This window comes from Persicitalea sp., from assembly GCF_041751555.1.
Classification (GTDB): Bacteria; Bacteroidota; Bacteroidia; order Cytophagales; family Spirosomataceae; genus Persicitalea.
Window position 1 is genome coordinate 1 of sequence record NZ_JBGSXF010000586.1, and the last position, 7,511, is coordinate 7,511.

Sequence of the window (7,511 nt, forward strand, 5' to 3'; positions counted from 1 at the left end):
CCCGTCACGCCGAGCAGCGTTTGGGAAGGTTCGCCGTCGCGGATGCCCCGCACGAGTTGCTCGATGGCCTGGGGCTGGTCGCCGGTGGGGACGTATTCGGAAGTGAGTTCGAAATTCATGGAGAAGTTGGGAAAAGGCGTATGGGGCGTAACAATGCTTTCGGGGGGAATGGTTCGGGCGGAAAGGAATGATTTTTATTTTGTTATTTTTGTAAAAAAAGCAATTACAAAATGGATGTTCAGTCGCAGCAAATTCTGGAAAAACTCTCCATGTCGCGTTCGACCCTGGCGGAACGTTACCCCATTAAAAGATTGGCTCTGTTTGGTTCTTACGCCCGCGACGAGGCTAGTGCGGACAGTGACATCGACGTGCTGGTGGAGTTCAGTCGGCCTGTGGGCTTTCAGTTTTTCGATTTAGCTCTGGAGCTGGAAAGTCTGCTTGGCCATTCTGTCGATCTCGTGTCACGAAATGGCATCAAACCAGCTTACTATGCTGCCATTGAATCCGATTTGATCGATGTCTAAGCGAGATTCGGGTCTGCTCCTAGCTGACATTTTGCTGGCTATCAGTAAAATTAAAGACTACACCGAAGGATTGGATTTCGATGGATTCATGGCCGACTCGAAAACGGTAGATGCCGTCGAGCGAAATTTTGAAATAATTGGTGAGGCAGCTAACCAATTCCCCAAATCTCTACAAGAAGCCAATCCGGCTATTGCATGGCACAGTGTGGTTAGCTTCCGCAATCGACTTATTCACGGGTACTTTGGCGTTGACTACCAAATTCTGTGGTACGTCATCCAGAATGATTTGCCGGATTTGGAAAACAAATTCTCGGCTATCAAGCTTTAACTTCCTCCGTAAAAGAATCCACAATCCTTTGATCAACAAACTCACTACCTTTTTCTTCCGCTTCGCTGCCCTGTCAGTCTGGGCTTTATTCATAACAAGCTGCGCCGTTAGGAAAACCGCCAACCTCACTTATCAGGCCGCCACCACCCAATTCCCCGAACAGAAACTAGACGTGTACGCGCCACGCAAGGTCAAATCGCCACGCCCAGTGCTGGTCTTTATTCATGGCGGTAACTGGAACTCAGGACGGAAGGAACAGTATTGGGCAATGGGACGCAATTTTGCGCGGAAGGGCGTCGTCACTGTCGTCATCGACTACCCGCTAAGTCCGGCAGCAAACTACGACGAGATGGCGACGGCTTCTGCCAAAGCGGTGCAGTGGACGGTGGAGAATATCGGGAAGTACGGCGGCGATACTGGCCGGCTGTTCTTGTCGGGACATTCAGCAGGCGGGCATTTGGCTGCGTTGATTGGGCTGGATGATGAGTATTTTGAAGAACTTTCTATGCCGAACCCCACAGCAGGATTGGTGCTTATCGACGCCGCCGGGTTGGATATGTACAACTACCTATTGGAGAAAAAATACGGGTCCGACCATACTTACATGAGTACTTTTACGGATGATTCTGCCAACTGGAAAAAGGCTTCGCCGAGGTACTTTCTCAAAGAAAATATGCCGCCAATGCTGATTTACCGGGGCGGTGAAACCTACGAATCTATCAGGAAAAGTACCGAAGCTTTTATGGGTGATTACCGGAAATTCGTTCCTGAGCCGCGCTATAAAATCTTGAAAGGTAAGAAGCACGTGCCGATGATCGTGCAGTTCTTTTTTCCGTGGAACCGGCATTTTTCGGAGATAGTGAAGTTTGTGGAAAAGGGAGAGAAAGGGTAGGAGGGGACCCCTTCAACCGCTTGGGGTGACAAAAAAAGAGGGAAGAAGAAATGAGTGCTCAAGTTAATTACCTCTTCGTCTATGGCACATTGATGCAGGGATTTGAGAATCCTTTTGCAACCAAGCTGCGAGCGGGAAGTGATTTTGTCGAAAAAGGTTGTTTTTTGGGAAATCTGTATCGCGTGGACTGGTATCCTGGCGCCATCTACGAGCCCGAAAGCAAGACGCTTGTCTGGGGAGAGGTCTATCGGCTTTTCGATTTTGAAAAACTCATCACCGAACTGGATGTGTACGAAGGTTTAGGGGAAGACGAAACGACCAGCCAGTATTTGCGTCGGCGGGTTTCGGTGCTGCTTGATAATGGACAGGAACTTATTTGCTGGACGTATATCTATAACCAATCGACTGATAACCTGCTGCTTATCGAAGGGGGGAGATTCAGAGCCGTAGAGTGAGGTTTAAACGATTTCGATGCCGTGCTTGATTACCTCCCCCAAAACGACGGCATCGTCGAAAGCTTTCTCGATCAGAATTGGCTCGATGCGGGTGTCGACTTTCTTACGTAACTGCCACAGCAGCGGGCTCACCGAGAAGTAATCGCCCTTAACCCGGTCGACCACCACGGCCACGTCGATGTTACCCTCACCGGCGTAGTTTTCGCTGGCGCAGGCTCCGTAGAGGTACACGCTCTCGAGCTGGAAGTGATCCTGCAACAAAAGACGATACGCCCTGACTTTGTCAATCGCTTCTCCCCGGTTCATTTTCACTTCACTTTTTGAAAATCGCATAACTGTCTTTGTAGAAAGAGATTGAATATCTGGTAAACAAACATTCAATCTCATCATTCATCACTCACAATTCATCATTCTCTTAGTTCGCCCGCCGAACCGATCCTGCTCCTGAACTGCTGGAACGCACCTGGCTGACGCTACCCGAATAACGAATGCTGCTCGCTCCGCTGGCATCGGCTTGTAGCGCCGAACTGGCTACGACCGAAGCCTTACTGGCCCCTGAAGCGTCGATGTTTGCTTCTTTGACGGGAAAGTCTTTGCCGTCGAACGTCGAGGCACCGGACATTTCGCCTTCCAGATTATCACCCCGGCCTATGAGAACCAGTCGCGAAGCACCGGAAAGATCCACGAAAACTTTATCCGCCGTGAAGTCCATTTCTACGCGAGAAGCGCCCGAGACGTCGATATTCATGCCGCGTCCGCCGCGGAAGCCTTTGACTTTGGCATTGCAGGCACCCGAGAAATTCACACCGTCCAGGTCAGGCATCGTAATTTCTACGCGAACACTCTCGCGGCTTTTGCGCCACGAGTTATTCCTGTAGCCGATGTGCAGCCTGCCCCGGCTCACGCCGTAATCCAGGTCGTCGAGATCGTCTTCTTTGCCCGTGACCGTCACGCGGTAGCTGCTGCCCCGCTCGACGTCGATTTTGAAGGCACTGCCCAGGTCGAGTTTCGAGAAGTCCGATACTTTTAGGGTACGGGTGCGCTCGGGGCCTTTGCTCTGCGCGGAGCAGGACGTCGCTACAAATAGGAGGAAACAAAAAGGGAGTAATTTTTTCATGAGTTGATTTATTTTTGGTAAAAGGGTTAAGAGGTTATTCTGTCCAAGAGATGCACGAAGCCGTTGAAATGTTGCTTCAGCCCTTGGTTTTTATTGACACTAGTCGATTTTACTCGCGCCAATGGACGTTTTGCTCATGCGCCGCACTTTGCCCATTTCGGCTCTGCTGGCCCCGACAGCACGTACGTCGGCTTCATCCATTTCCATATCGGTGGCGTCCAGTTTGCAGGCCCCGGTCAGGGATATTTTTGCCGTGCGAGCGCGGCCTTTCAGGGTAGTATTCGAGGCTCCCGTTGCTTCCAGTTCCAGGCGGTCGGCCCGGATGTCGAATTCAGACTCGACGGCCCCCGATAACTCCGCATACAAGCGATCCAGGTTTTGGAAACCCGAGACGCGGGCTTTGCTAGCCCCCGAAAGCTTCAAATCCCGCAGGTCGGGCATCGTTATTTGTAAGCCGATCCTTTCATTGTCGATGTCGAAAATACTGGGATCATCCTTTTTCCTGACCAACAGTCTGCCATCCTCCACCGATACAGTGAGTCTTTCCACATCTTCGCGATCACCGTCGGCGGTGACAGCGAAACGGTCGCCCTGCCGGAGGTCGATGGCGTAGGCACCACCAATTTCAATTTTCTGAAAATTACGAACGTCGAATTCTTTTACGAAATCACCGCGCTCCCCCAATGACAACGCACCAAGGATATCACCCCTATCGCCATCGTACTCGTCCTGGCCATTTTCGCTGTCTCCTTTCTCCTGGCGGTACTTTTCGGGCAGGTTCAGGCAGACCAGCCCGGAGTCGCGTTTGACGGCCCAGCGGAGTTTCCGCCAGTCTTCGCGGTCGCCACTACGGTCGAGTTCGCGGTATTGATCCCTTACTTCCCAGTTGGAAATTTTACGGTAAAAGAAATTACGCGTCATCACGAACGGGCGGTCGTAGGGCATAAGTAATCGCAGCCGAACTTCCTGGTCACGAAACTTACCGCCGGGGGCCAGCGTGGGTTCTTCATCGAAGCGCAGCACCGAGTCTTTCTGCACGATGCGGTAGCTCAGATCCATCGCGTTGCGTCGGGCATCCTCCGTCGAGCGACCTCGGGCCGTGGTTTCTCTTTCCACCTGAATGCTATCACCTGCGTACCCCTCGATCATCAGTCTAACGTCCCAATTATTGCCGTTTTCTGCGTCATTGTCGTACTCGTCCAGCAGCGGCGTGCCGTACACAGCGTAGCGGTCGGTTTGCTGAACCTCACCCCGGCGGGCGAAATTGCGCTGATACAGGGTACCCGTTGTGGCCACACCGATGATGCCCACAACCCACAACCCGGCCAAGGTTAGCCATAATGTGCCGCTCGCCACGCGACGGTTGGCGATGAGGGTAAGCCCCAGCAGCAGTATTACCAGAAAGGGAATTCCTACCAGCAGGGCGATAGAAAATATCAGGGTGGAGGGTGCTTCATTCAAAAGTAGCAACGGCGGAATGTCATTGAAGGGTACCATATCGCGCATGGTCATTCCGACACTACCGCCCACGAGCAACCCCAGCAAGGCGGCGGCTCCCACGGCTACCAGTACTGCTCCGATCACTATCCGTAGGATGGGGCCGATGCCTTTCAGCAACTTGCCCAAACCGCTAATGATGACCGCAATGGCGCGGAACGGAAACAACAATAGCCGCGTCAGGCCGGATTCGCCCGTGGTGGGCGATTCTTCGAGATTCAGGCCACGTTTGATATTGGTTTCGATATTGGTGAGGGTGATAGGTTCGCCCTGCATTTCCATTTTTTCGGTGAGCGTGTTGGCCGAAGGTGAAATAACCCATAGCACGATATAAATCAGAAAACCCGTACCGAAAAAGAAAACCGTAAGTACCCATACGAATCGTACGACACCGATATCTACCCCAAAATAAGAAGCCACGCCCGCTGCCACGCCACCCACTACCTTGCGGTCGGGGTCGCGGTAAAATTTCTTAATGCTCTTGTCCTCCTCCAGCGCGTTAGAACCGGGAAAGGCGATCCACATCGCGATGTAAATCAGCACTGTCAGGCCGCTTAGTGACCCGGCTAGATCGTCGCTGCCGTTCATCATGCCGCTGCCAATCGGGAGGCCGACCACCAGTACCAGAAACGCCAGCCGCACCCATATTGGATCCACAGTAAAGTAGTGGGCGATGCCCGATGCCACCCCGCCAACTAGTTTGCGGCGCAGATCGCGGTACAGGCGGCGCGGGGTCGAAGCATCCGATGCTTCTACGCCCAAATTCGCTCCACCGGGTGCAAAGCGAGGTGGGTCAGGGTTTGGTAAAGGTGGCCCGAGGGGCACCCGCCGGGAAGAGTCGGACTCTGGGCGACTGGAGGCTGCCTGCAGCGGCTCGGTGAGCAGGTCTTCAGCCTGATCAATGGCCTCGAAGTCGGCTACGGTACCCATTGCGGCAATGAGTTCATCCACGTTTTCGAGCGAGATGACTTGCTTATTTTCAGCTTTTTGCTTGGCGATGAAGCGCTCGGCGATGCGGCCTTCGATGTCGGAGAGAATTTCCTTACTATCGGCAAAGGACGAGAAATACCGCTGCACCGAGCCGAGGTAGTCGCGGAGTTTCTCGTATCCGTCTTCCTCGATATGGAAAACGACGCCGCCGATGTTGATACTGATGGTCTTTTTCATGGGAATGTTAATCGAATGTCTGAAGAAAGTTTAGGTCAAGCGTTTTTAGTGGTATCGGCGGTCGCCTCGGTTTTCTTGATAATCATCTGCACCGAATCGGCCAGGCCGAGCCAGGTACTTTGCATAGCTTCCAGAAACTCCCGGCCTTCGTCGGTCAGTACGTAATACTTGCGGGGCGGTCCCGACGACGACTCGACCCATTTGTAATCCAAAAGTCCGGCATTCTTGAGCCGGGTTAGCAGTGGGTAGAGCGTACCTTCCACTACCATGATACGGGCGGAAGTGAGCTCGTCGAGCATGTCGGAAGCGTACACCTCGCCGCGCGAAATGACGTGCAGAATGCAGAATTCCAGGATTCCCTTCCGCATCTGCACCTGGGCGTTTTCAACTTTCATAATTTTTCATGATTTGGGTATGCTTGCGCACGGGGTTAATCCTATATTCTTTTACTTTTTCTTGGCTAATAGATGCAAACGCATTTCTCCACTTGCAACACGACAAAGGTATGGAAAGGTACTTTGCTATGCAAGGTACTTGGTATTTTTGAAGAGAGGCTTAATGATGAATGGCGGGATAGCCGGGACGAATGGTTATTTTTGTAGGATAGCCATTTTCAGAGAATGTTTGAACAACAAAAAATGACCACACCCACCATCATAATTATCGCCGCCATGAGCGAAAACCATTGCGTTGGCCAGGACGGCCACCTACCCTGGAAACTACCTGACGAATGGGAGTACTTCAAAAAAACGACCGACGGTAAGCCTTTCCTGATCGCCCGAAAAAGCTATGAATCGCCCGATGGGCTGTATTCCAGCTACCGCAACGTGGTCGTAAGTTCGCGCGACGACCTGGCGCTAGACCACCAGCCCGCCGAGCAGGCGCGTAGTGTGGAAGGAGCGCTGGAAAGCTTGCAAAATGAAGACGAGGTTTTTGTTTTGGGCGGAGTGAGCCTTTTCGAAGAAATGCTGCCGCGCGCGGACAAGCTGTACTTGACTACAGTACACGCGACTATCGAAGGCGATGCGTACTTTCCGGAAATCGATTGGGCGGACTGGAAGGAAATTTATTCAGATCATCACGAGGTGGACGAGCGTCATGCGTACGCTTTTTCGATGAAGCGGTTTATGCGAACTAGGTAGGGGTGGTGAACACGCAGGTTCGCAGGTGCGCCTGTTCTGCCCTACGAGTTGCGGACCATCGTCTTCTCCACCTTCACCAACCATAGCAATCCTACGACCCCAGAAAGCACCGTTCCGACCATGATCGCCAGCTTGGCGCTGCTTTGTTGGACTGCGTCCGGGAAGGAAAGGCTGGCGATGAAGATAGACATCGTGAAGCCGATACCCGCCGTAAAGCCCAAGCCAAAAATGTGCCGCCATTTCAGCCCGGCGGGTAGTTTGGCCCCACCGGACTTGACGACGCCCCAGGAAAACAGCACGATACCCAGCGGTTTTCCCAGAAATAACCCCGCCACGATCCCCAAACTTAATGGCAATGTCAGCAAAGCGGACACGTCCCCGGCCAGGAC

Annotated in this window: 10 protein-coding genes; 5 read left to right on the forward strand and 5 right to left on the reverse strand. The window is 52.7% G+C overall.

What is annotated here, in order from left to right:
* The first annotated feature begins 230 nt into the window (after window positions 1-230).
* Genes ACEW8P_RS20725 through ACEW8P_RS20740 form a run of 4 tightly spaced genes read left to right on the forward strand, consistent with a single transcriptional unit; the run spans window position 231 to window position 2,199 of the window.
* Window positions 231-524: a nucleotidyltransferase family protein gene (locus ACEW8P_RS20725; protein ID WP_373514981.1), complete on the forward strand. Its 294-nt coding sequence runs from the start codon at window positions 231-233 to the stop codon at window positions 522-524.
* On the forward strand, window positions 517-852 hold the full coding sequence (locus ACEW8P_RS20730; RefSeq protein WP_373514982.1) for a DUF86 domain-containing protein: 336 nt from the start codon (window positions 517-519) through the stop codon (window positions 850-852). Before ACEW8P_RS20725 ends, ACEW8P_RS20730 begins: the two co-directional genes overlap by 8 nt.
* A gap of 28 nt (window positions 853-880) precedes the next feature.
* Window positions 881-1,744: an alpha/beta hydrolase gene (locus tag ACEW8P_RS20735; protein ID WP_373514983.1), complete on the forward strand. Its 864-nt coding sequence runs from the start codon at window positions 881-883 to the stop codon at window positions 1,742-1,744.
* A 50-nt stretch (window positions 1,745-1,794) separates the two neighbouring features.
* Complete coding sequence (locus ACEW8P_RS20740) at window positions 1,795-2,199, forward strand: gamma-glutamylcyclotransferase (RefSeq protein ID WP_373514984.1); 405 nt, start codon at window positions 1,795-1,797, stop codon at window positions 2,197-2,199.
* A 3-nt stretch (window positions 2,200-2,202) separates the two neighbouring features.
* Here ACEW8P_RS20740 and ACEW8P_RS20745 read toward each other — a convergent pair whose 3' ends face one another.
* The 4 genes from ACEW8P_RS20745 to ACEW8P_RS20760 all read right to left on the reverse strand — a co-directional run bounded on the left by ACEW8P_RS20745 (window position 2,203) and on the right by ACEW8P_RS20760 (window position 6,375).
* A complete protein-coding gene (locus ACEW8P_RS20745) occupies window positions 2,203-2,505 on the reverse strand; it encodes a hypothetical protein (RefSeq protein WP_373514985.1) in 303 nt (100 codons plus the stop codon).
* Window positions 2,506-2,614: 109 nt separating this feature from the next.
* A complete protein-coding gene (locus ACEW8P_RS20750; protein ID WP_373514986.1) occupies window positions 2,615-3,316 on the reverse strand; it encodes a head GIN domain-containing protein in 702 nt (233 codons plus the stop codon).
* 99 nt (window positions 3,317-3,415) lie between these two features.
* Window positions 3,416-5,980, reverse strand: coding sequence for a PspC domain-containing protein (locus ACEW8P_RS20755; protein ID WP_373514987.1), 2,565 nt, complete (start codon window positions 5,978-5,980; stop codon window positions 3,416-3,418).
* Window positions 5,981-6,015: 35 nt separating this feature from the next.
* Entirely contained in the window at window positions 6,016-6,375 is a 360-nt protein-coding gene (locus ACEW8P_RS20760) for a PadR family transcriptional regulator (protein ID WP_373514988.1), read from the reverse strand.
* 243 nt (window positions 6,376-6,618) lie between these two features.
* Here ACEW8P_RS20760 and ACEW8P_RS20765 point away from each other — a divergent pair, with 243 nt between their 5' ends.
* The gene (locus ACEW8P_RS20765; RefSeq protein WP_373514989.1) at window positions 6,619-7,122 is read left to right on the forward strand and encodes a dihydrofolate reductase; all 504 of its coding nucleotides are present in this window, start codon (window positions 6,619-6,621) and stop codon (window positions 7,120-7,122) included.
* A gap of 41 nt (window positions 7,123-7,163) precedes the next feature.
* Here ACEW8P_RS20765 and ACEW8P_RS20770 read toward each other — a convergent pair.
* On the reverse strand, window positions 7,164-7,511 hold a 348-nt coding region (locus ACEW8P_RS20770), incomplete at its 5' end, for a Na+/H+ antiporter NhaA (protein WP_373514990.1).